Origin of the sequence: Pseudomonas sp. BP01, assembly GCF_022760795.1 — a bacterium.
Lineage (GTDB): Bacteria > Pseudomonadota > Gammaproteobacteria > Pseudomonadales > Pseudomonadaceae > Aquipseudomonas > Aquipseudomonas putida_Q.
The window spans coordinates 147,620-165,109 of record NZ_JAFBKA010000012.1; the positions used below are offsets into that span (position 1 = coordinate 147,620).

The window sequence follows — 17,490 nt, forward strand, 5'->3', positions numbered from 1 at the left end:
TGCTGAGCAAAAAGGGTACCCATGAGTTCGCTGCGGTAGTTATCCTTTTGAATAACCGCCACTTTAAATAATTTGCGAATTGAGTATCTGTACGGATTCAGATCTGCAGTATTGTGTCCGCGAGATATTAGAAACTCGCAGGTACTCAGTAAGCTGCCGACAAAGTCATCGATTGATTCATCTGTGCCGGCATCTTCTTTTTTCCGTTGAGCTTCGTAAGCTGCTACTTCTTCAGCAGCCGTGCGATTGTTGGCGCGAGTTTCTCCAGGCTTTTTTTTAGGCCTTCAGGGAATGTTAAAGCGAAAACTGCTGAAAGAAGTTCTACTTGAGTAAGTACTGGTAAATTTTGTACATGCTCAGCTGCTTCGCGCTGTTTGCAGCCAGCAGCAATGCAAGCAGCGCCGAACGCAGGGAATTCCATCATGATCTCTTTGGAATTCTCCAAGCTCTTCAGCTCTTCTTTTGCGTTTCTAAGGAAAATCGCGGCTAGGACTTTGCTGTGACTGTCGACGAGATAAATGATGTCTTCAGTCGTCAGGCCATAGACTTCAAGCACTACCTCAGGGCGGTCGCCGACGGTTTGAGTGATAGTTACTTTTTTTGATGGGATGAAAAGATCGAGCAGAGACATACAGCTACCTTTTATTATTGTTTTTATACTCCTATCTTATCATTAAGATTGACTTGGATGGGCGCATGCTTACAATCGCCTCAACAAGCTCCCTCAAGGAAGATCGAATGCAGGGTATACGAGTTCTTGGTTACACATTACTGCTGTGCGCAACGCCTGCTTTGTCAGCTAACATCTACAAGCCGAATTCAGAGGCTCATGAACTGTTCGCTGCAGTAGAAGACGTGCTTCCCAAAGACGCCTCAATTGTCTACTTTGCCAAAGGTGATCGCGGGCGCTTTCTAAAACAGATTGATGGCGAAGCATTCTTAAACGCTGAACTTTCTACCAAAACAATTGACTATCTACTAACCAGAATTTCCAAAAATCTCACTGCAGAATCGGGTGTACGCGCCTATACCGTCAGCGGTAAGAACATTCCAGGAAATGGTGACCATCAAAAAATTACTGCAATCGTGGTCACAGACGCTCGCTGGATAGAAGATACAGCAACGATGTTTCATGAAGCTCTACACGCCAAGAATGCTTATGTCAACGGCACCGCTGCTTACCAAGCCGCCTTACTGCCCGCCTGGAAGAAAGCCAAGAACCTGACACCAAGCCAATTCATGGGCCTGTTTGATGAAGCGGTCGTGGCCGGTCAGCAAGTTGCCTACACCTACAACGAAAATCGCTCTGCCGGGATCGGAATGATCGAGAAATACGCCAGTAATGGCTACAACGGTCGAGTTTCCATCGGTTACAGGACTGCAAGGAATATGCTGAAAAAATGTGGCAAGAAGGACGCCTGCCCAACTGAAACAATAGCGATGATCAAAACGATTGTTGGTGACCAGGAACTGCTGAATGATCTACTACTGGACATCGATGAAATCATGATTGCTAGCAAGAAGATGGGCGTAGTCGTTGCTGATGAATAAAAAAAGGGGCCACTGGCCCCGATGGTGTTGAGATGAAAGCTGTAGTCGCAGCGATTCTTTAGCTCCTGGCCGTAAAGCCGTGGGGTCAGAATCCAATCGTGAGTCCAGATTGTCACTACGTCGGTGAATTCCAGCTCCACCGCTGCCAAACCCAGGGGGCCGCGCTGGAAAGCCAAGCCTGGAAATGCGCAATTGCAGTCTCAACGTTTGCTGTCAAACAGCTACGACGTGCTCTTCTTTGAACATTTTGCTGAGTCCGCTGCCGGTCACGGCTTTAGAGACCTGGAGAGTTCCTTTGATTTCCTGGTCGGCGTAGTCGCTAGACAGAAGCTGACGTTGAGCTGCCGGCGAAAGCGAAACTTTGTGATAGGTCACTTTGACCGGAGTATCGCTTTCCGCTAAGTTTACGCCATCAAAGACGATCATCACATCGACCCCGGTATTTACCATCCCTTCAATTCGGCGCACGGCTGCCTTGTCGTACACGACATCAACCAGTTCGCCATCAGTGATGCTAGAGGTGGCCGGGAAGTAGATCGAGCCGTTAGAGACGACGTAGTCAGTGCCAGCGGCGAGAGCTTCCGTTTCGCCACTGATTTTGACGCTCGTGACCGCAGCGATGATGCCGTTGACGATGATGCTGCGCCCTTTGTACGCCTTGGCTGTAGCCGTGGCGCCCGTTTCTGCGATGTCTTCGGTGACTTGACCAAAAAGGGCAAGCTCCATCACTTCGGGCGAAAAGCTTTTGAGGTTAATCGTGGCTTCGGCAGTGTTTTTAATGATCTTGGACTTCGCTACACCTAGCGTGCCATAAACCATGTCTTGCATTTCTACTTTGTCACTGGACAGGGCTAGAACTGCGGACGATGCCTGGCCGACAGTGAAGAAACCTCCGATGGGTTGATCGTTAGCGTCCAGTTTGGAAATCAGCAAACCGCCGTTAGCGATCCAACCGATTGTGGTATCAGGCGCGTTAAAACCTAAGGACATTTTGTAGCCTCTTATTATTATAGGTAGTTCGGTTTATCCCAGGACTATTCTTTGAGCCCAGAGAACACTCCACGCGGAGTAACTATTGCCACTCTTCTCTCCGGAGAAAAGTTCCTCAATCGATTGTAACTCAGGCAGCTTAGTATTTGAGTCTGAGCTAGCTCTATATTTCTCGATCAGCTTGGCAATTTCGACAGCAGTATCAGACGCAACTCGTGAAACGCCGCGTGTACTAGGATCAGTCTTGCCGATCACAAAAGCGCCAAAAACAGCATCTACTTCGAGCTTTATGCGCTTTGACTTCTCAGGGATAGGGCCTCCCGCGCAAGCTAGTAGAATATATGGACGTTGGCCGTCAAGCTGAAGATTTTTTAAATCTGTATCAGCAAAAGTACCCGAAAAAAGTTTGATTATTGGCTTTGATGGCAACCCCTCGAGCAATGATTTGACGTTTTCGAGATGTGAAGTTATGTTCACTGGAGAGCCTTTTGTATTTGTTCTACAAGTATTCTCTCATACTCTTGCTGCCAGTTGTTTGGAAGTTTTCGTTCAGAGTCGGGGAGGAATTGTCGCTTTTTGACGCTCAGCCCTTCGTTATGGGTTTGGCCGTATTTCATGTTTGTGCCGAGTACGATTTGCAATCCCCTGACTTCGGCTTTGATGCTATTTCGTAGTGCGCCAGTGTCGAGCAAAGGTTGGCCTTCGCGGTAGTGGATTGGCGCCCAGGCTTCGCCGTATGGGCTGATAGAGTTGCGGAAGTTGGCTTTGATTCTATTGATCCAGTTTTGCCCGATAGTCGTTAGCGCCTGGTGTATGTGGGGGTTTTGCGGGCCTAGGCGTTTTACTTTGTCTGCTAGCGCGCGGAGCTGGGCTGTATCTACAGTCAGTTCGAAGTCAGGGCCGTTGCTTTGTCCGCCTGCGGCAAGGGCTCGGGCGATCAGTGGCAGCATAGGTTATTACGCTCGAAAAAGTCGGATGTTGGTGAAGCCGGATTTGACGACTTCCTGGCCAGCGACAACGAGCTTGATCTTGCCTGTACTCACAAGTTCTAGGAATTTGATCGCATCTTCGTATCGCGCACGGACTTCTTCTGAGGGCTGGTCGGGCCAAGCGAAATACCGAGCAAGGTCGAGCACAGGGCCCTTAACGTCGCGTAGAGTTGCCGGATCGCTGAGCGGAACTGCAATGCCCGTCGAGCGGATGTACGTGTCGACGAGACGAGAAGCTCGCTCAAGCGTGCGCGGGATGCGTGTGCTGCTGTCTTCGTGAGTGAGGTCACCGCTAAACTCATTCAGGTATTCATCGGGTGTTGCGTAAGCTGTGATATTCATAAGTTTTCCTTATCCAATCTTGCTAAGTAAGCAACCTCTGCACCGCTCACCCCCCATGCCCTCCCTCTACTTCTTTTCTTTATATAAAGAGAGATGAATAGCATCGGGGGTGGCAATGTGACGTCAGAAACTTGGTCGTGTTTATCTTGGTCAAGCGAAACTTTCAGAAGATTTGAGATCGGAAAGTGGGATGACGTGGTCGCTGTCCAGATCCACGAAGCTCTCCAGCGCCGCGCCGGCTTTCCACATTTTGTACCTAGCCGCTCCCAGAACCTTCCGCTGAGCAGCTTCGCTCTGCTTGCCGAGCCAGGTCTCGTAGCTATCGCCAAATGGCTCATCGCCATCAAAAATCGCAATCATTGTTGTACGACAGCCGGGATGAAACGGCGGCACCTTTCGAGCCGGATCGGACATCTTGTAGACCTTGCCATCCAACGCCGCGCACAGCTTCGTAGTACGCGTGTCGAGCACTGCAGACAGCTGATACGACTCATACCCGGCTTGTCTGAAAGACCTGATGTCAGCTTGCGACGAGACATGGGCTGCAGCCGTGCGCACTAACATTTCCGCGTTGCGACGGGTACCCACAAAAGGGCTAGCGGGATCATTCATCAACGCATCGACGATATCCTTAGCCGGCAAGCCATTCATCACGCCTACCCTGACTGCCTGCTTGACTTTGGTCTGTGTCCCGAGCCTCTGCTCCGCAATCCACTCCGATAGGATTTTGCCATCAAAGGGGTCACTCTCAATCAGCCCCCGCACAGCGTTTTCTGTCAGCACGGAGTAGCCAACGTCCGCCCCCAGAAGCTTCGAAGTCCACTCGCTCTGGTAGTAAAAAAGGTCGGACAGCTCAGCTATTAGCTCGTCTGACATCACTGCATATTGAGCTTCGACGAGCTTGTCTAAGTTGTACAACGTCTTTCTGAGCTTCGCCGCTGCGCTCCAGTTCTTCGCTGTCGATGCTTCATCGAGCTCAGCTTTGATCAGCCCTTTGAGTGCAGCCAGGTGAGCCACTGCTTGCTTAGCGATCCTGGTGTACTGACCCCGCAGCATGATCTGGTGGCGGATCGTGTCGTCAGCGTGACGGTTACTTTTCTTGGACATCACTTCACCGCCTGAACAAGAGTACGCACGTACTCCTGCAGCCCAGCTAACTGCTTTTCGGTGGTGACTATTTGCTCTCTGAGATCGAAATAATCTTGTCGAGCATCGGCGTTAAGCTCGGCGCCGGTTGCATCATCCAAGCCGGTGGCTCCGGCAGGGCCCGGCACTGGCTTTGGACAACTGGCTTTGACGAGCACCCGCTTATTGCCAGCAGCAACATCAGCGCGCAGGCTTTCGTTTTCGCGTTTAGCATCCGACAACTCCTGAAAATACTTACGATCCAAAGCATCCCGCGCGGCCAGTGTCTGCGCAGCAAATTCAGCGTCCGCCTGCATCTGAACAACCATGGCGCGCGAAGCCTTCAGTTCATCAGCCAGACGCCCCCTGTCGCTGATCAAAAAGCAAATCAACAGCACAGCCGCCAAGGCGGACAAGGCGATTACCAGATACCTGCTCATAGCCCCACCTCACACAGCTGCCGCTCCTCAGCCCGGCGCGCCACCAGCCCGTTGAGCTTCATACCACCTGCGTACACCCACCGATCCAGCTCAGCACATGCGCCACGCACGTCCCCAGAATTGAGCATCCGCAGCAGCGTCGAACTCGCAAACTTCGTCGCGCCAACGTTGTAGACAAAGGAAGTCAGGGCCGCGCGCCGCTCAACCGGCAGAGGCACTTTGACTAAGCTGTCGACGGCATTGATGGCAACCGCGAGATCGGCTTCCAGGAGCTGCTGGCATTCAGTGGTGGTTTTCACCTGGCCCAGGGCGGCACTCGAGGTGTGTCCGAAACACACGGTCGGTATGCCCACAGGATCCAAATATGCTTTCGTGCGCAAGCCCTCGAAATGCGTCACTACAGCTGAAGCGATAGCAACAGTCGCAGCCAGGGATGCAGCTACTAAGCGTTTACTTAGCATCTGTAGCCACCGGTTTTTTAGGCTCTTTCTTTAACTGCTTTCGAAGCAAAAAAAATATTTGGAGTGAGGCGTAAACAATTGTGACAATTGCAGCCCAATCGCTGACTGAAATACCCATAATCATTGCACTTGTTACAGCGATTGGTGGCGCAGACTTTACAACTTCAGTCGTCACTTCTTGGAGATTTGACATAAGCACTTCTTGTTATTATTATAGCTTTCTGATAATTGTATCACTATCTAAAAGGAGTTTGTGCATGCGATTCGAAGAATTTTCGAAAGAGCAAGAGAAGTTTGGATACGACGTCTGCCGACGTGTAATCTTTGCTGCGACGGAAATGCATCAAGACGAATTCAGATTGACAGATAAGCCAGCGCTTGTACTGATTGCTATACGCGAAACGGCTCAACAGATCTTCGACGACGAGATACAGATGCTCAAATATCGCTTTGAAGAAGACCTGAATATATGAAAAACCCGGCGCCGTATCATTTTTACATCGAGCATCGCCAGTTCGAAAATGAGCGCCGAGAGCACGGAGATGCGCTTTTCAAAATAGTCATCGATTACGTCGTCAGCCAAATAGCTCCCAACCATCTCGATAGCTACTCGCGTGACAAGCTTACAGCCGGCATTACTAAAATCTACAGCAACGAAGCTAGCATTAAAGCTCTCAAGCAGCAGTACCACTCGACTCTTTAACCCGCCTCTTCGGCTTGGACTTCTCTAGCGCCGCCCCTTTTTCTTGATACCCCAAAGATACGAAGTGCTCATACGCCCTTGAGCCGGGATCAACGATTACATAGTCTTCGCCTTTGATAAGCTTGATTGTTTCTTTTGTCATATTGAACTCCAAGTCGGCCAGGTAATGTCGAAAGGATCTGATTGAGTTGTTAAATCCCGGAGATCTTGTCTGTACTGAGCCAGGCTCTGACGAAGCTCAACGTCAACATGACCATTGATCGCTTCAAGATCATTGATTTTCAGGATTTCAACGTCCGACTCAGCAAGCAATAAGTCGCGTGCGCTACGGATTTCAGACCACTTTTCCGCACGACTCTCGGTAATTACGACCTGGCCGTCAATTACAGACGCACTCTTTCCAGCGTTTAAAGCAGCCAGCACCTCGTCACCATCAACTTCCACAAAGTTTGCGCTACCAGGAATTTCGCCGACACCGACGACAAAGCCATCCCGCGCGAAGTGAACCTTACTTTTTGACATAGTATCTGTATCCGTCAGCAGTCGTATTAATTTTTGGAAGAATAAACTGATCAACTGCCAGCAGTTTCAGCAAATTTCTCTGAATGTTTCCAGTAGAACCATTAACCGAACCTTGGGAGCCGGCACTACCCGCAACTACCAACTCACCCGTACTTTCATCGACGAATGCAAGCGAGAGCTTAGCGTTAAAGCCTGGTGCACCAACCCAATTTCTACCGCCGTCAAAAGACATGTAAGCTAGGTTGCCTCCACTGTTCATCGTGAAGAAAACGAAATCATCCAAAGCATACGCCTTAAAAACACTAGCGCTATATGACGCAAAGACCGGCGCATGCAGCCTATTGACGTTTCCGCTAGCAACATCAAGTCGATACTGAATTCCATTCACACCAAAGTAAACGCCACTACTGTTAACGCTAGCCACCAGAACGTTGAACGCCGGACTTGCATGCATAACTAAATCAGCAGAAAGCAAGCCAGTCACTTGATCATACTTAAACTCGTATAACCCAGGCACAGTATTGATAGTTGATGCGGCAAAGATTCGCCCACCAGCACATCCAATCAGGCCGGTATAGATGCCGGACAACGATGCGCCATTAGCGTAACTGACCGCGCGCGACGTCTTCGCAACCGGGTTAAACAGTCGAGCTACACCAGTCGCCTGAATATAAAGATCTTCGGTCTCGCTGACAGTAGCAACACCCCCAAATGAGGAAGCCGACTCACCTGTGTACTGACTTTTAAAAACGCCATCAACAACCGTAATGGAGTAAAGACTATTGCTACTGACAAAGTAGACGGCGTTCTCTGTCGCATATAAGTCACCGGAAGCTGCTGTAGTGCCCGTAAACACTACATTTCCAGTCGAGTCCACAGCGACAATCAAGTTACCAGCCGTTGGAGTCTTGTAGAACGTATATCCTTTATGCCGGACTGCATGCGAAATCTCAACGGACGTGCCGACCGTAGATCTCACTTCAGAGTCTGCAATATAGCCAGCATACTTTTGGCCATGCCCGTCAGTCTTCAAAACCTGCGCAAGCTCAGGAGCAGACGCGTCAGCAATCACTGCTCCATTGCACTCCAAATAGTCTTCATACGCCCCGACTGGCATCATCACCACAGCGCCAGTCGGAAGTGCCCCACCCTCTTGAGCCTCAGGAACCGGGACGGCAGCAACGATCTCAGCAATCGAAACAGCCTGCGACATACCCGGCTTGTGCGCATGTAGCCTCATCTCTTTGTCACCGCCCCAAACAGGCAGATCAGAGATTTTCTTTTTATTAGTTACCATCAAACAAGCCCTTTATTTATTTTCATTATACATCAGGCTTTGATGTAATAACTGAAGCCGGTGACGCTAGAAGTTAGACTTGGAACACGGAATTTTTGGCTGTCGTTGAGTAACAGTCGGGATATCTGCACATTACCCGATGATCCGTCAGGTGCGCCGGCAGTTGTCATTTTTCCAGCTTGCAGAGCATACGTATCGCTCAAGCTTACAATCCTGCTGCCGCTAAAGTCTGGTAACTGCTGCCAGCTCTCACAGAAGTCATAGGAAATCAGAGACAACGCTACTGCACCTGGATCATCAAGAGAGGTATCACTTCTGACAGCCGCGTTCAAATAAGGTAAGAGTCGGGTATAGCCGGACGATTCGTGATACTCGGCCACTGCTTCGAACGTGTTATTTGCTGTATCGAGCCTCCAGTTAACACCGTTCAGCTCGATCTGGAAATAGATGTAGTCTGAAACTCCAGTGTACGCGGTGACTCCGACTCCCGGCACAGGATTTGCGACTACCTCATCAGCAAGCCTTGGAGTTGTCAGCAGATCGATAACCTTGCAAAAATCACGACTACCAGTCTCTTTCTGCGTCCAGACTTCACTATTCCACTTAATAAACAGGGCTCCGGCGCCAAGGTCTTCGGTGATTTTATCAAGCTGAGTAAATGCCAGCTGGTCTACATTGAATATGCTGACGCCGAGTCTGCCGGAACCTGGAGTAGTTAGAAACACATCTTCTGTCAGCGAAACAGAAACCGGAACATAGTCACGACTCACAACTATATTTCCGACTTCAACAACAGCACCAGCTATTTTGTCGTAAGCATATAGCTGGCTAGTAGAATTATTCTTGAAGTACACCGAATTAGCCGTAGCGAATACCTTGTAGAACTTGTCAAGCGAACTGCCGCCCACTCCCAGATCAACACTATTGGATGCCAAGCTTCCGTCGAGATTAAAAACCCCAGCAGTACCATCTGCAGAAACAGCAGCAATACGATCACCGAAGAAGCATGCATCAACAATCGCTTTAGACGAATCTAATCCCTCAAGAGTGATACGCGACAAATACTCCAAGCCGTAAATCTGATACTTACTATCAAGCCTCTCAGACAGCACATCAAACAGCCCCGGATGCGCGATAACGTCATAAACAGCACCATCGGCTTTCAGCAACCCCGGATAGACACCATCAGGCCGGAGTACAATATCCCCAGTTACCAAACCAGATCCAGCAGTGCCCAGACTAGCGATATCGGAAACAGCAAGCTTCTGAGAGTGGCCGGAATTGCTCACATGCAAACACATGCTGGTGTCGCCTTCCCATGCCGGGAGCTCACTGATTTTGATTGGTGTAGTCATTGCGCTCTCTTGTTGTTGTCTGCAATGTGGGTTTGATGGCAAACCAGGGCTTTATGTCTTTATATAGTAACTGATATTGCTTGCATTGATTTGGATGTTCGGCACGTTAAACGCTTCGCCGCCACCGAGCTTTGCTGCCAGCTGTGGATATGCATTTGAATGGTATGTCTGCCCATTGCAAATCAGGGCGTCAGCATATGTTTTTTTCGGACGGATCACGATGTCACCAGTGCTCAGGATGTGGCCCAGAGCATCGACCAGCTGGCTGACCTGAATCTTTTGCGAAGTACCGGACTTCGAGACGTGTGCTACTGCGTCGCTGCCGCCCGCGAATCCTGGTAAAGCGTTTATCTTAGCCAAAGGATATATACCTCCCACCCTCTGTTACTTCGTAGCCGTCCGGGTTCATTGTTTCAACTATCAGTGCAGGATCTAACTCAACTATAGTTTCGAAAACGATGTAATCACCGTCATCGTCGCACTCAACGAAATCGTAGCTTAGAATTTCCATCCAAATAGCGTCCGCGCCGGACACTGACTCTTGCCATGGACTTGGTTTCGATACGACTGTTAGATCATCCGAGTCCAGGTCGGGTGGCTGCGGGGTTGGTGACGTTACTGCCCAGTTTCCGTTGTCGTCTGCAGTACCACTGCCGACAGAACCGTCAGGGAATGTGACCTCAACGGTTTCGCCCGGCTTTGCTCCGCCGCCAACTGTCACGCTACCATCGGGGTTTGGCGTAATAACTTCGATTACAGGTTCGCCAGGCTTAGGCTTAGTCACCACGTCGACGTCGCCGGGCTCCACGTCTGGGTCGTACGGCACATCCGGAAACTCGACTTCCCATTCGCCGCCGTCACCAACTTCGCCCGAGCCGGTCTCACCGCCAGGCAGAGTGACTTCTACGTCATCACCAGGGGTCGCTCCACCGCCGCCGACGACAGTGCCGCCGCCCTCCCCAGGTTTCACCTCTCCTGGCTCCGGAGTCGTCGGCACACCGATCACCAGCCGAACGACACGACGCAGATGATAAACAGTGAGCGATAAGAGATTGCGGCCAGGCAGATTCATCAGTTCATCTCACTTCGTGAATCCAAACTGTCGCCGGCTCTTCCCCAGCCAGCAGCCGCACACTGATTCGCTTACCCCGGTTTGCATTCAAATAGATGCCGCCGCGCGGGTCGATTGGTGCGTCGTTGTCTGTGACAGTGTCACCTTCGGCCAGGTGGATCAGTGACTGGCAGAAGATGTAAAACGCTTCGCTCTGGATGACCTCGCTTGTAAATGTGGCGCCCTGCGTCAGGGCTGATTTCCCGCGAGATATACCAGGCGAAACGATTGGCAGGATTGCTCCGTTGCGTTCCGTTGTTGCTGTTACTTCACTCATTCTGAGCTCCTGAAAGTGAAAAGCCCCCGCAGCTGGTGCGCAGCAAACGAGGGCTTGGTTACGCCTGCGGCTCTAGCGAGCCAGCTCTATCAGTGCCCGCCGAGTCGGCTTGCGCGTTCTGGAGCCACGGCTTTGGTGCCGAACAGCGTTTCCAGCTTCCAGTGAGTTGATTCGGTGCTGGCGTTGTACCAGCTGAGCAGCCTCAGAGTGATGCCGGTCTCCGGATCGGTCATGCTGCCCATGGTCACGCCTGGGGCATTAGCCGGGGTTTCCAGCTGGCGGAAGGCGATCAGGAACGCAGACTTACTGAAAGCTAGGTCGACCGGGTGATCGCCAACTACGGCTACCGAGGTGCCCGAGGCGATGGCCGTGGTGATTTCTGGAGTGACAGCTACAGCAACAGCACCATCCTCATCAGCGGCAATGTCAGCAGTCACAGCGAACACCTGGTCACTGCCTGCGACGGTCAGGATGTCACCCTTAACAAACGTTGCGTTTGCGCCTGCACCCGACAGTACGAGCAGGCTCGAACCGACGTTACCAGCCACTGAGGTTTTGATCCCGTTGCTCGCCGAAGCGCTACCGGCAAAGTGCATCGGGGCTTGAACGTCGCTGTATACGTCGAAACCAAAGCGGCGACCAATGATGCCCTCTTTCTCTGCCGGCTGTTCGGTGCCCACGGTAAAGATGCCGAGCAAATCTGCTTCCGTGTCGGAAGTCAGCACGAGGTTTTTGTCACCCAACACTTTTCGATTGTTGAGGGATTTTCGAGCCTGGATCAGGTCTTTCTTGTCGCGAGCGTTGCTTGAGGTGAGCACGCCCGAGAAGTACGGAACCTCGGCGTACATGTTGAAGATCGCCTCGTTCACAGTACGAGCCAGGACATCCACTGCAGCTGCCAGGGCATCAGGGATCACGCCGGGCTGCATGCCAGTGAACTCGCGATCAGAGAGCTTGAACTCCTTATACACATGGCGATCCAGACGCAGTTCGACTTTCTCGACGTTCAGGTCTGTAGCAACAGAACCGCCAGTGCCGTGCTCGTCAGCCTGAGCAAACTCCACTGGTTTGTTGACGCGAACCAATTCACCAACTTTCTTGGCCTCGTCTGCTTTATCGACCGAAATGAGCCTTGGCATAGTCAGCTGGCCGCGCAAACGGGACATAGCCACCGGCAGGATAGTTTCGTTAATCAGCGCTTCGAAATCATTGCCGAAGGCGCGCAGGACAACGAGTGCATTACTTTGAGACATGTATATACCTATTTATTATTGTTTTTATTTGGTATTTCTGAGGTATCTGTCGCTCACAGAGCAAAACAGTCGCTGGCCCGACCAGCAGGGGATCTGGGCCTTGGCTTAGGCCCAGGTACTTCGGCCTTACTTAACTGACAACGATTTCGCCTTTCGTTCTCTTCGCGAAAAGTTCAGACTGAGTCTTAGCGTCGGCAAGCATAATCATACTCTGCCATTCTTCGCGACTAACTGATTTACCAGCACCACCAGTACCTTGCTTACCGCCAGATCCCGGCATCGTCTTAAAGTAGTGCGGACGAGTTTGAGTCAGGCTTTCAATCCACTCTTTTGGAGTCAGCGCTCGACCCGATTTGCCCATCGCGACGTTACCATGTTGGTCACGGCTAACCAGTTCGCCCGAGTCGGTCAGTTCCCAAGATCCACCCGCCAGGTTGATCAGGTCGTCGATGGCGGTTGGCTGGAAGAACTCATTTTTCAGGGCTTCATTTCCAATCAGCTGCTTGATCTGAAACTGCTTTAATCGGACTTTCTCAGCCTCAACTGCTTTGCGCAGCTCTTCCTTCTCGTTCTGCTCAGACTGGAGCCTTTCCTGCCAAGTAGCATTGGCGGCATTAACGCGTTTATCCAACAACGCCTGAAAATCCATCTTCCCGGACTTCAATGCCGCTTGATCCGCTTCGTCTTCCGCTTGAGCCAAAATAGCGTTGAGCTGCTCTTGGACTTTCCGCTTTTCAGCCAGAATTTCTGCGTTCTTTGACTTCAAACCGCCAGTTTCGGCTGCAAGGGCTTTGGCGAGCTCGGCGCGAAGGGTTTCCTGGAATTCAGGAGTTTCAGTGATCGGTACTTGAGCCCCAGGCTCGTTAGCACCTTCTTCGTCGCCGAAGGCTTGGAATACAACGAGTTTGTTGGAGTGTTGCATGGATCCCCCGAGGATCTTCTTATTGTTATGCTTCCATTATAACAACAAAAAGATCAAAAGGGGTTGACTTGAAAATATTTTTACGCTCGCCTAGTTCTCTTTCTAAAGATCGCGGTGAGCACTTCCAACTTCTCCAGCTCTTGCATTTCATTTAAGTCATTAAGCAGCGCAGGGAGGATGCCGAACCGTCCAATGCGTGCGGCGTTTAGCACTGTCACGAGCAACCCAGTTTCGTACATCTTGCGGAATATCCATGGATCACTATCCACTTCATAGATTTCGTAGATTATCTCCGGCAGATCAGTCTTGCTCAAATTCTTCAGCATCCACTTAACGATTGCCCGCACAACCTCAGTCTGCCCCTGTCTCGCCGCTGCCATTGCGAAATTACGAAGCTCGTAGCGGCAGTTCTTGTCGAATTCCCCGCTGCTCAAGAAGTGCTCAACAAGTGCAAGATCGTTTGGCAGCGCGTAATTGGTGACGCCTTTGAGTACTTGGACAGTCCCAAAAACCCTGGCTAGCTCGATCAGCGTCAGGCGCTGCGGATCTGAGTAGACGTAGTCCAGAGAGTGTCGACCCATCATCAACTCAGCTGCACGCAGCTCTCGCGACATCGGCAGATAGATACTGTCGAGCACACCACCCTCCTGCTCTTTGAGACTGCTGAGAGCGACATAGTCAGACTCGATGACACAGCTAACGATAAAGTCTTTAAGGATTTTGCTCATTGTTCTCACCCTTTTCTTATTATTGTTATAGCGGGTTAACCTGTGCCATCACTTCTCTCATTAAGAAGCCGATGGCTGGCGGATCAAAAGACTTAATCTCAAATGTATACTCTTTGCCATCAAACCTAAGCCACTTGGCGCGCCGGAGTTCTGATTCGACAAGTTTTCTTAGAGCTCTGAGTGCCTGCGGTTCGAATTTTTCGGCAGCTGCGCAGAGCTTTGCAAAGCGCTCTTTGTACCCGGCACGAAAGATGTGCAGTGGCGGAGTGTAGCTGCGCGTACCGTTGTCTCGATGACCGCAGTATCCGCCGACCAGATAGATGGCGCAGATGTCGACGGTCGCAGATGTGACTGATGTGATTAGCGTCATTACCGATGCCTTTTAGACATTCTTTTTCTTATTAAGTAAATAGTAGCCAGACAGATTTATCGTTGTCTAGAACTATTTTGCATATACCTGAAAATAGTTTGCCAGCAAGTCTAAATCAACTGAACTTGTTAATTCTGTGGCCAGTGATGATGACTCTCACCAATCTATTCAAGTTTTTCTTAGCCAAACTGGTAGCTGCAGCATTCCCATCCTCACCCCCGATGCCCTCCTCTCTATATAAAGAAGAAAACAATGGGGGGCATGGGTGGTGGCAGTAGGCTATTTGGCTAAGAGAGACTGCCTTTAGTCGTCTAACGCTGCCAACCGGGCGCAAATTGATAGCATATTGCCGTAAAATACCTGTGAATTTAATAGCAAGTTACTATCAAATGAAAATATTTTTCTAGGAGTCGCCCCCACGCAAAATCTAGAAATCCCTTTAAACCAAAGGGAATCCGGCATCTGAGCTATGATATTTATAGTAAATAGCCATACTCCCGCCAAAAAAAGTTATTGCTATCTCTTGAGCACCACTGCCAGAATTTAAACATCAACTCCAACGCAAACGGGAATCACAAAATGGGCAATCAAACCGGCACTAGATTCAAAGAAATTTACAGACCCAGCTGCTTCTATTACGGCGGCGCAATGTTCAGAGCTACGAGCAACGGTCTCACTGTTAACATTCAGCGCAGAGCTGACCGCTCGAACACCTTCAAGACGATGAGAAGCGTCACTCAAGAAGAGTGGGATATTTTCTTCGACAAAAATCAACTCTCAGAACCAGCATTCAGAGATCGCTCAGGTATTATTGCTGGTTTTGCAAATGAGAGCAGCTAGCAACCTGGGCTCTCTACTTACCCATGCCCCAGTAGTGCCTTTTCTCTCAGCTTTGACGACCCTGCCGCCCTGCGCTATAACACCTGAGTTGACAGCAACCAAGAGGTCGTCATGAGCTTCAACTCCCCTGAATACAAGGCTTGGCTCTACAGCGGCACAATCGAAATGCCCCTCCGCGACTTTCTTAGTACAGCTCTGTCAAAGAAAGAACCTGAAGTCTTTTTCGAAGAATGCGTGCATGACTTCAGCAACAGTGATTTGGCTCAGATCATAAATGTGGACGAGCTAGGGTATTCATCGAACCTGGACGAAACGCTGGTGCACAAGAAGCACTTGTGGTCGCCCACCCGTGTGTACTTCATCTATGACGACGACGGCAGATACTGCATCCAGTCCGCTCCGCGAAACCCCAGCTGATCACTCAACCAGGAATACACTTTCTCAAGCCGCCCCAGCTCCCCCAGCCTAAGCCTAGCGGTCAAAAGGAGATCGACGAACCGCTGCTTGTCATCATCGCCAGGAAACCACTCCTCAATCTCGACATTGCAGTGCGGCGATTCGCTCAATGCCCAGCGGATGACCATATCCGCTGCAGCCCTGTAGTGATCCGCTATGTAGATCGCCTGGCCTGCAACCACCCAACCAAGCCTCCCCAGCACCTGGGTGACATCGCAGATTCCGGCATCACCGAAAAAATTCGTGGTATCCGGGTAGTGAATCCCAGCTAGCGACACCTTCGCAATGCCTGCAGCTCGATCCCAATACGACAGAAAATGCCATCCGCCAGTCGTCACTCCGGGAAAAGGGAAATTGATCGCGGCTTTACCCGTTATGTAATGCTCACGGGTAACGCGAGAAAGATCGAGGTCAAACAAAGGCTGGCTCATGGGCCCAACGTAGCACGCAGCTCAACCCCCTCAAAGCCGTTTGATCCAAAGGCCGCTCCGCAGTTTGACGGCAACCCACCCCTCCGGTATAAGAAGGCCCTTTGCCATTAGGGCTGGAGTTGGTATGCGCAGCGGCGTTAAAAAGATGGTTGTGGGAGTTGTGATGATGGCCGTTGGCGCTGCAATGCTTATTCTTGCAAACCACGGCTCTGTATAAAAAAGGCCCCGTGGGGCCTTCTTTTTATGCATCTATGAGAGATGGTTTATCGACCCAAGACGAGAATCGAGCTCGCATGATCAGCCGCTGAATGAAGCTAACACGGCTGTCGCGCTTCAGCTCAACAAAAACGACGTTCTTCAGGCTTTCGCGATTTGTGATTGATTGGCCCGGCTTAACGATCATGAATTCAATATGATCAAAGTCGACAACGCCAAGCTCAAAGTTAAAGCAGCCTGCGGTGTTTGACTCGTAATCTATCACAGCCACTTTTCGTACATCTTCATGGCCGTTGATCCATGAACCACCCGAGCCACGATGCTTCTCAAATTTGAGCGCACAGAAGCCTTGGCTGAATTTCCAGCTCTCTGGATTCTCAAAAAAAGCGGCTGAAACACCAAGCTTCTGGATACCGTCGGCCTGCGACCCGTCAAAGCTGATGCGAGCCCCTGGCTTATCAACGTCCGGGCGCCGGTTCATGATGAGCCCAGGGTCGATCATATCCATGGTCATTGTCGCGTCAACGTTGGTTGGTTTGAACACGTTGACAATGCTTACCTCGCCCGTCCAGCGGTCATCAATCGGGCTTCTGCTGAAACCCCAGTAAACCTCAACCAAAACCCAAAATGTCGCAAGGATGCATACTGCTTGCTTGAAAGTACGTGACTTCATGCTGCCTGCCCCTGCAGTTCATATTTCTTTTGGATTTTTGCGTAAAACGGCGGCTTGATTGTCGCGAAGAACAAGAACGTGAGAATCACCCCAAGGTGCTCCCATACCATCTCTCCGGCCATTACTGCAACTGCACTCGATGCGGGAAATAACTGAGCCACAAATGCCACAACCGGACTTAAAACAGCGGCTACTTCCCAAGGAATGGAGAACCAATAATGAATATTTTCCGTCACGACAGCGGTGGCTTCCGTGTATGTGATGCCATCAACTTGGCCGGCCATGATGAAGCCAGGCGCAACGACTAAGATCATCAAAATGATCCAGCCCGTTCGATATAGTATTGCCAATTCATCTACTCCTTGATGTCGTTGTGCCACACACACTAACAAACAAAAAGTTTTGATGTCAACTAGCCATCACCCCGCCTGATCTCAT

26 protein-coding genes are annotated in these 17,490 nt (G+C 50.6%); 3 read left to right on the top strand and 23 right to left on the bottom strand.

Features of this window, described 5'->3' with window-relative positions; translation table 11 throughout:
* Positions 1-223: 223 nt before the first annotated feature.
* Entirely contained in the window at positions 224-631 is a 408-nt protein-coding gene (locus JOY50_RS13235) for a hypothetical protein (RefSeq protein WP_243055353.1), read from the bottom strand.
* Positions 632-696: 65 nt separating this feature from the next.
* On the opposite strand from JOY50_RS13235, the gene JOY50_RS13240 reads away from it, so the two are divergent.
* Positions 697-1,551, top strand: coding sequence for a hypothetical protein (locus tag JOY50_RS13240; RefSeq protein WP_243055354.1), 855 nt, complete (start codon positions 697-699; stop codon positions 1,549-1,551).
* A 213-nt stretch (positions 1,552-1,764) separates the two neighbouring features.
* Here the strand turns inward: JOY50_RS13240 and JOY50_RS13245 are convergent, their stop codons facing one another.
* The 8 genes from JOY50_RS13245 to JOY50_RS13280 all read right to left on the bottom strand — a co-directional run bounded on the left by JOY50_RS13245 (position 1,765) and on the right by JOY50_RS13280 (position 6,091).
* Complete coding sequence (locus JOY50_RS13245) at positions 1,765-2,541, bottom strand: hypothetical protein (RefSeq protein ID WP_243055355.1); 777 nt, start codon at positions 2,539-2,541, stop codon at positions 1,765-1,767.
* Positions 2,542-2,574: 33 nt separating this feature from the next.
* Positions 2,575-3,018 (bottom strand): hypothetical protein, encoded by a 444-nt coding sequence (locus JOY50_RS13250; RefSeq protein WP_243055356.1) that lies wholly within the window; start codon positions 3,016-3,018, stop codon positions 2,575-2,577.
* On the bottom strand, positions 3,015-3,491 hold the full coding sequence (locus tag JOY50_RS13255; protein WP_243055357.1) for a phage virion morphogenesis protein: 477 nt from the start codon (positions 3,489-3,491) through the stop codon (positions 3,015-3,017). Before JOY50_RS13255 ends, JOY50_RS13250 begins: the two co-directional genes overlap by 4 nt.
* A gap of 6 nt (positions 3,492-3,497) precedes the next feature.
* Positions 3,498-3,872, bottom strand: coding sequence for a phage protein Gp36 family protein (locus tag JOY50_RS13260; RefSeq protein WP_243055358.1), 375 nt, complete (start codon positions 3,870-3,872; stop codon positions 3,498-3,500).
* Positions 3,873-4,022: 150 nt separating this feature from the next.
* Positions 4,023-4,979 (bottom strand): minor capsid protein, encoded by a 957-nt coding sequence (locus JOY50_RS13265; protein ID WP_243055359.1) that lies wholly within the window; start codon positions 4,977-4,979, stop codon positions 4,023-4,025.
* Positions 4,979-5,437 carry a lysis protein gene (locus JOY50_RS13270; protein WP_243055360.1) on the bottom strand — a complete coding sequence of 153 codons (459 nt, stop codon included), beginning with the start codon at positions 5,435-5,437 and terminating at the stop codon, positions 4,979-4,981. The genes JOY50_RS13265 and JOY50_RS13270 overlap by 1 nt, the downstream gene beginning before the upstream one ends.
* Complete coding sequence (locus JOY50_RS13275; RefSeq protein WP_243055361.1) at positions 5,434-5,898, bottom strand: lysozyme; 465 nt, start codon at positions 5,896-5,898, stop codon at positions 5,434-5,436. Before JOY50_RS13275 ends, JOY50_RS13270 begins: the two co-directional genes overlap by 4 nt.
* Positions 5,888-6,091, bottom strand: a complete 204-nt coding sequence (locus JOY50_RS13280; protein WP_243055362.1) for a hypothetical protein — start codon at positions 6,089-6,091, stop codon at positions 5,888-5,890. The genes JOY50_RS13275 and JOY50_RS13280 overlap by 11 nt, the downstream gene beginning before the upstream one ends.
* A gap of 64 nt (positions 6,092-6,155) precedes the next feature.
* On the opposite strand from JOY50_RS13280, the gene JOY50_RS13285 reads away from it, so the two are divergent.
* A complete protein-coding gene (locus JOY50_RS13285; RefSeq protein WP_243055363.1) occupies positions 6,156-6,371 on the top strand; it encodes a hypothetical protein in 216 nt (71 codons plus the stop codon).
* Between the two features lie 201 nt (positions 6,372-6,572).
* Here the strand turns inward: JOY50_RS13285 and JOY50_RS13290 are convergent, their stop codons facing one another.
* The 11 genes from JOY50_RS13290 to JOY50_RS13340 all read right to left on the bottom strand — a co-directional run bounded on the left by JOY50_RS13290 (position 6,573) and on the right by JOY50_RS13340 (position 14,436).
* Entirely contained in the window at positions 6,573-6,743 is a 171-nt protein-coding gene (locus JOY50_RS13290) for a hypothetical protein (protein WP_243055364.1), read from the bottom strand.
* The gene (locus tag JOY50_RS13295; RefSeq protein ID WP_243055365.1) at positions 6,740-7,123 is read right to left on the bottom strand and encodes a phage tail assembly chaperone; all 384 of its coding nucleotides are present in this window, start codon (positions 7,121-7,123) and stop codon (positions 6,740-6,742) included. The genes JOY50_RS13290 and JOY50_RS13295 overlap by 4 nt, the downstream gene beginning before the upstream one ends.
* Positions 7,110-8,420 carry a hypothetical protein gene (locus JOY50_RS13300; RefSeq protein ID WP_243055366.1) on the bottom strand — a complete coding sequence of 437 codons (1,311 nt, stop codon included), beginning with the start codon at positions 8,418-8,420 and terminating at the stop codon, positions 7,110-7,112. The genes JOY50_RS13295 and JOY50_RS13300 overlap by 14 nt, the downstream gene beginning before the upstream one ends.
* A 32-nt stretch (positions 8,421-8,452) precedes the next feature.
* On the bottom strand, positions 8,453-9,775 hold the full coding sequence (locus tag JOY50_RS13305) for a hypothetical protein (protein ID WP_243055367.1): 1,323 nt from the start codon (positions 9,773-9,775) through the stop codon (positions 8,453-8,455).
* 51 nt (positions 9,776-9,826) lie between these two features.
* Positions 9,827-10,135 carry a tail fiber protein gene (locus JOY50_RS13310; protein ID WP_243055368.1) on the bottom strand — a complete coding sequence of 103 codons (309 nt, stop codon included), beginning with the start codon at positions 10,133-10,135 and terminating at the stop codon, positions 9,827-9,829.
* Positions 10,128-10,847 carry an Ig-like domain-containing protein gene (locus JOY50_RS13315; RefSeq protein ID WP_243055369.1) on the bottom strand — a complete coding sequence of 240 codons (720 nt, stop codon included), beginning with the start codon at positions 10,845-10,847 and terminating at the stop codon, positions 10,128-10,130. The genes JOY50_RS13310 and JOY50_RS13315 overlap by 8 nt, the downstream gene beginning before the upstream one ends.
* Before the next feature lie 4 nt (positions 10,848-10,851).
* Positions 10,852-11,163 carry a hypothetical protein gene (locus JOY50_RS13320; RefSeq protein WP_243055370.1) on the bottom strand — a complete coding sequence of 104 codons (312 nt, stop codon included), beginning with the start codon at positions 11,161-11,163 and terminating at the stop codon, positions 10,852-10,854.
* A gap of 89 nt (positions 11,164-11,252) precedes the next feature.
* Positions 11,253-12,416, bottom strand: a complete 1,164-nt coding sequence (locus JOY50_RS13325) for a P22 phage major capsid protein family protein (protein ID WP_243055371.1) — start codon at positions 12,414-12,416, stop codon at positions 11,253-11,255.
* A 130-nt stretch (positions 12,417-12,546) separates the two neighbouring features.
* Complete coding sequence (locus JOY50_RS13330; protein ID WP_243055372.1) at positions 12,547-13,338, bottom strand: hypothetical protein; 792 nt, start codon at positions 13,336-13,338, stop codon at positions 12,547-12,549.
* 80 nt (positions 13,339-13,418) lie between these two features.
* Positions 13,419-14,066 carry a hypothetical protein gene (locus JOY50_RS13335; RefSeq protein WP_243055373.1) on the bottom strand — a complete coding sequence of 216 codons (648 nt, stop codon included), beginning with the start codon at positions 14,064-14,066 and terminating at the stop codon, positions 13,419-13,421.
* A 25-nt stretch (positions 14,067-14,091) separates the two neighbouring features.
* Positions 14,092-14,436 (bottom strand): hypothetical protein, encoded by a 345-nt coding sequence (locus JOY50_RS13340; RefSeq protein WP_243055374.1) that lies wholly within the window; start codon positions 14,434-14,436, stop codon positions 14,092-14,094.
* A 579-nt stretch (positions 14,437-15,015) separates the two neighbouring features.
* On the opposite strand from JOY50_RS13340, the gene JOY50_RS13345 reads away from it, so the two are divergent.
* Positions 15,016-15,276: a hypothetical protein gene (locus JOY50_RS13345; RefSeq protein WP_243055375.1), complete on the top strand. Its 261-nt coding sequence runs from the start codon at positions 15,016-15,018 to the stop codon at positions 15,274-15,276.
* Between the two features lie 362 nt (positions 15,277-15,638).
* On the opposite strand, the gene JOY50_RS13350 is transcribed toward JOY50_RS13345, so the two are convergent.
* From JOY50_RS13350 to JOY50_RS13360, 3 genes are all read right to left on the bottom strand, one after another.
* On the bottom strand, positions 15,639-16,163 hold the full coding sequence (locus JOY50_RS13350; RefSeq protein ID WP_243055376.1) for a hypothetical protein: 525 nt from the start codon (positions 16,161-16,163) through the stop codon (positions 15,639-15,641).
* A gap of 241 nt (positions 16,164-16,404) precedes the next feature.
* Complete coding sequence (locus tag JOY50_RS13355; protein ID WP_243055377.1) at positions 16,405-17,052, bottom strand: hypothetical protein; 648 nt, start codon at positions 17,050-17,052, stop codon at positions 16,405-16,407.
* The gene (locus tag JOY50_RS13360) at positions 17,049-17,366 is read right to left on the bottom strand and encodes a hypothetical protein (protein ID WP_243055378.1); all 318 of its coding nucleotides are present in this window, start codon (positions 17,364-17,366) and stop codon (positions 17,049-17,051) included. The genes JOY50_RS13355 and JOY50_RS13360 overlap by 4 nt, the downstream gene beginning before the upstream one ends.
* Positions 17,367-17,490: the final 124 nt, after the last annotated feature.

Bases quoted from the DNA above. Each gene is read 5' to 3' on its own strand.
- JOY50_RS13360 (WP_243055378.1), bottom strand. From the start codon at position 17,366: ATGATCTTAGTCGTTGCGCCTGGCTTCATCATGGCCGGCCAAGTTGAT.
- JOY50_RS13255 (WP_243055357.1), bottom strand. From the start codon at position 3,491: ATGCTGCCACTGATCGCCCGAGCCCTTGCCGCAGGCGGACAAAGCAAC.
- JOY50_RS13325 (WP_243055371.1), bottom strand. From the start codon at position 12,416: ATGTCTCAAAGTAATGCACTCGTTGTCCTGCGCGCCTTCGGCAATGAT.
- JOY50_RS13280 (WP_243055362.1), bottom strand. From the start codon at position 6,091: ATGTCAAATCTCCAAGAAGTGACGACTGAAGTTGTAAAGTCTGCGCCA.
- JOY50_RS13260 (WP_243055358.1), bottom strand. From the start codon at position 3,872: ATGAATATCACAGCTTACGCAACACCCGATGAATACCTGAATGAGTTT.
- JOY50_RS13245 (WP_243055355.1), bottom strand. From the start codon at position 2,541: ATGTCCTTAGGTTTTAACGCGCCTGATACCACAATCGGTTGGATCGCT.
- JOY50_RS13300 (WP_243055366.1), bottom strand. From the start codon at position 8,420: ATGGTAACTAATAAAAAGAAAATCTCTGATCTGCCTGTTTGGGGCGGT.
- JOY50_RS13305 (WP_243055367.1), bottom strand. From the start codon at position 9,775: ATGACTACACCAATCAAAATCAGTGAGCTCCCGGCATGGGAAGGCGAC.
- JOY50_RS13235 (WP_243055353.1), bottom strand. From the start codon at position 631: ATGTCTCTGCTCGATCTTTTCATCCCATCAAAAAAAGTAACTATCACT.
- JOY50_RS13315 (WP_243055369.1), bottom strand. From the start codon at position 10,847: ATGAATCTGCCTGGCCGCAATCTCTTATCGCTCACTGTTTATCATCTG.
- JOY50_RS13290 (WP_243055364.1), bottom strand. From the start codon at position 6,743: ATGACAAAAGAAACAATCAAGCTTATCAAAGGCGAAGACTATGTAATC.
- JOY50_RS13240 (WP_243055354.1), top strand. From the start codon at position 697: ATGCTTACAATCGCCTCAACAAGCTCCCTCAAGGAAGATCGAATGCAG.
- JOY50_RS13345 (WP_243055375.1), top strand. From the start codon at position 15,016: ATGGGCAATCAAACCGGCACTAGATTCAAAGAAATTTACAGACCCAGC.
- JOY50_RS13355 (WP_243055377.1), bottom strand. From the start codon at position 17,052: ATGAAGTCACGTACTTTCAAGCAAGCAGTATGCATCCTTGCGACATTT.
- JOY50_RS13285 (WP_243055363.1), top strand. From the start codon at position 6,156: ATGCGATTCGAAGAATTTTCGAAAGAGCAAGAGAAGTTTGGATACGAC.
- JOY50_RS13320 (WP_243055370.1), bottom strand. From the start codon at position 11,163: ATGAGTGAAGTAACAGCAACAACGGAACGCAACGGAGCAATCCTGCCA.
- JOY50_RS13340 (WP_243055374.1), bottom strand. From the start codon at position 14,436: ATGACGCTAATCACATCAGTCACATCTGCGACCGTCGACATCTGCGCC.
- JOY50_RS13330 (WP_243055372.1), bottom strand. From the start codon at position 13,338: ATGCAACACTCCAACAAACTCGTTGTATTCCAAGCCTTCGGCGACGAA.
- JOY50_RS13335 (WP_243055373.1), bottom strand. From the start codon at position 14,066: ATGAGCAAAATCCTTAAAGACTTTATCGTTAGCTGTGTCATCGAGTCT.
- JOY50_RS13295 (WP_243055365.1), bottom strand. From the start codon at position 7,123: ATGTCAAAAAGTAAGGTTCACTTCGCGCGGGATGGCTTTGTCGTCGGT.
- JOY50_RS13265 (WP_243055359.1), bottom strand. From the start codon at position 4,979: ATGTCCAAGAAAAGTAACCGTCACGCTGACGACACGATCCGCCACCAG.
- JOY50_RS13275 (WP_243055361.1), bottom strand. From the start codon at position 5,898: ATGCTAAGTAAACGCTTAGTAGCTGCATCCCTGGCTGCGACTGTTGCT.
- JOY50_RS13270 (WP_243055360.1), bottom strand. From the start codon at position 5,437: ATGAGCAGGTATCTGGTAATCGCCTTGTCCGCCTTGGCGGCTGTGCTG.
- JOY50_RS13350 (WP_243055376.1), bottom strand. From the start codon at position 16,163: ATGAGCCAGCCTTTGTTTGACCTCGATCTTTCTCGCGTTACCCGTGAG.